The 3,319-nt window shown below is 39.5% G+C and carries 2 protein-coding genes; one reads left to right on the top strand and one right to left on the bottom strand.

Annotation, left to right across the window (positions count from 1 at the left end):
- Positions 1-314: DUF4351 domain-containing protein (locus F6K49_RS38100; RefSeq protein WP_293105446.1), on the top strand; the 314-nt coding region annotated here is incomplete at its 5' end.
- Positions 315-580: 266 nt separating this feature from the next.
- On the opposite strand, the gene F6K49_RS38095 is transcribed toward F6K49_RS38100, so the two are convergent.
- Positions 581-3,319 (bottom strand): WD40 repeat domain-containing protein (locus F6K49_RS38095; RefSeq protein WP_293105443.1); only part of this gene is annotated, 2,739 nt, incomplete at its 5' end.

The following is a 3,319-nucleotide window of genomic DNA, read 5'->3' as shown; positions in this document are numbered from 1 at the left end:
CTGGGATTCTAGCAGGGCTATTATTAAAGAGGGACTTGATTAACCAGGTTTTACGCACAGATATCATGCAGCAGTCTGTAATTTATCAAGACATTAAGGATGAAGGCCGTCACGAAGGGGAACAATCCCTCATCCTCCGCCTACTCTTGCGTCGCATTGGCGAAGTGTCCCCAGAAATGCGAACACAGGTTAAAGCCTTATCCCTCCCTCAGCTTGAAGCTTTGGGGGAAGCATTGTTGGACTTTACGAAACCTGACGATTTGGATGAATGGATGCGTTCACGTAGTGTTGCTGATAGTAAATCGAACTCGTAGGTTTAGCTTTGGGTGCGATTGGCCTACGGCCACGCTACGCGATCAGCCCTACGGGCATAACTGCGCTGACTGCACTACTTCTCAACTAAGATAAACGAGAGTGCCTTCGCGTAGCGTGACATGCAGGTCAATCGCATTTATTTAACAAAAGTTTTGAGAACACGTTCGCGTAGCGTGACATGCAGGTCAATCGCACTTCCCAAACAACCGTAGTAAATCTGTCTACAAGTGATCGCACTTTTGTACCAAGAGTTTTTGGAGTGCGATTAGTCTTCGGCGATCTCCAATTTTGGTACATTGTCGCAGAGATGGCGATCGCTTTCCTCGACATTGGGGTTATTTTTCAGATAGTCACGCACCCAGTCGCAGCCTTTTGAAAGCAAATAATCTAATCCTCCAATCTGCCCTAATTCAATTGAGCCGTCATCTAGTAGAATAGCCATCGAGGTACCATCAGCACTCAAACTTATATTTTTAATATTCTTACCTTGAGTTACCTTGAATTTAACTAACTTATCTCCTTTTTCCATATCCCATACGCAAACACTATCAGTATCTGTGGAAGCTACTAAAGTTTTATCGCCACTCAAACTTACTCGAAAATGTGAATAGTCATAATTAATTACCACTAATTCACATTGGTTTTCCTGGAATTTTGTTAATAAAATTTCAGTTTTAAAGTCATGCAGTGTTGTTTTCCGATTTACCTCATTTCTTACTAAGTAATTTAGCTTATTTTTGGAATCAAAAAAGACATAGTTATTGTGATATACTAAGTAACTATTTTGAGTGCTTTCTTTGGTTTTATACTTAAACTCATACACTTTGAAAAGTATTTTGTGTTCTTTGTTTTCTGTTGCAATAACTAGTTTTTTGCTATCTGGACTAAAATTGATGTTTGAAATTGGCCTTGAAAATTGTTTGGGTAATGTGTCAAACTTTCTGCTTTTTAAGTGCAATAATCCGACAATTCCATCTTGGCTGACAGTCGCTAGTACTTTACCATCTGGACTAAAATTAGCAATCTTTGTATTACCTGAGATTTCTGGTATCAGGTTAAATGTTCCATTAGTTAAGTCTCCTAAGTAGACTTTGCCATCTTGATTCACAATAGCTAATTGTTTACCATCTGCATCTAAACTAATGCTTATAGCCTTGGGAATCTTATTGGCATCTAATTTCAACTTTGTCAACCTGTTATTCTTCTCTCTTAGATCCCAGATCCGAATGTGGCTATTATCATAAGCAGTAAACAATTCCTTGCCGTCTAGACTTATTGATGTAGAAATATCCCCTGCTTCTAACGGAACGGAATACAGTTTACTTACAAACTTTGTTGTCTGGCTATTTTTATGAGACTCGTCCTCTAAATAATTCCATAGTACAATTTTTATAAACCTTTCAGCATCCGTCTGATAACCGGGAATAATTCCATATTCAATCGCAATTTGTTTGCCATCAGCGCTAAAAAAAACTTTATCAAAACTCTTTTCACTATCTGCGTAATCTCCATATATTGTTGACAATTGCTTACCTCTTAAGTCCCACAATGTTAAGACTTTATACCCACTAATGCCTGTAGTAGATGTTGCGACTCGTGGATCGTTATCAGGTGTAAAACCTACGCCTACTATGTTTCTGTATTGAGTATTTTTGAACAACCCTTGAGGTCTTTCCACATCCCAAAAGTGGATGGTATCATTACCGTCAACTACAGCCAATATTCTACTATCCGGACTGAAACTAAAACTTTTGACTCCACCTTGATGTCCTGATAATTTTACTTTTAATTTCTTATTATCCCAGTTCCACAAGTAGACATTCCCATTTTCATTATTATTTTCTTGATCTCCAGGTATTGCAGCTATGTCTGCTGTCGCAAATAGCTTTCCATCAGGGCTATAAATAATGCCGGGATTATAATTTAAAGGGTTGCGAGAAAATATAAATCTTGGTGACAGTTTAACCTCTTTGCCTTCGGAATTTAAATAGCGAGTATCTTGTATTGAATTGTTTTTAACCAATATATTGTGATCGGGGGTAACGCTAAGAAATTCACCTATAGGCTTATTCATGCGGTCACGTTCTCTAATTTGAGAAACTACCCTTCGCAGCGTTTGTACTACTTCTTCTCGTTGCTTAGAGTTCTCAGATTCTTGTAATAATCGCCTTTCTTTAAGGTTCTTCCCAGCCCGTAAACTTGCAATTAACGCCTCTAATTGGTTATTTGATTGCCAGTTTGCTTCTGCAGCTTCTCTTAAAGCATCAATTTCTTGTATATTCGCCTTTCGTTGTTGTCTCTGCGCCTCTTGCTGTCCAAGAATAGCTGCGGTGGCCAACCCACTTAATCCCACCATAACTGCGATCGCAATCCGCCATCGCCAACTAACGTTCCGACGTTTTTGTTTGACACTTTGCTGCACAAACTCAGCCTCTACCTGGTTAAACCAGTTGTCATCAGAATTGAGTTCTTTATCTAATACATCTAGATAAGGATCAGCATTCCAAAGAAATTGCAATGGTTTTTCTGTCGAAGTTTCTTGCTCATCTGGTGTTCGTTTCCATAGTCGAAGCAACTGAGTATTTATCTGATAATTTATTTTATTAAACAAGTTTTCGACGACGTTAAGTTTGCGATCTAACCAATTGATCGCAGGTTCAGCCTTGGCTTGAAAACCGGATGGTTGCTTTTTGTTTTGAACACTTTTCCACTCCTGTGCTACCGGAGTCAAGCGCCGTTGTAGAATTAAACTCTCCTCGTCTTTTTGTTTCCACTCCAGCAACCTTTGCCAACCCCGCACCAAAGCATCATGGGCAGGTTCGACATAGGTATTACCATCAGCATCAACTCCATTCACCAATAACCTTGCGTTGGTAAAACGCTCAATTACTTCCTTAACTAAATCATTTTTCTCGGGGGGATATTCTAATTCTGATAAAGGTACGCGCCTACGGGCTAACTCACCCCCAGTTAGGGCTACCATCCGCAGCATCACATGACGGAT

Source organism: Moorena sp. SIO3I6 (assembly GCF_010672095.1).
The sequence above is the reverse complement of the archived record's forward strand: the minus strand, read 5'-3'. Positions and strand labels throughout refer to the sequence as shown.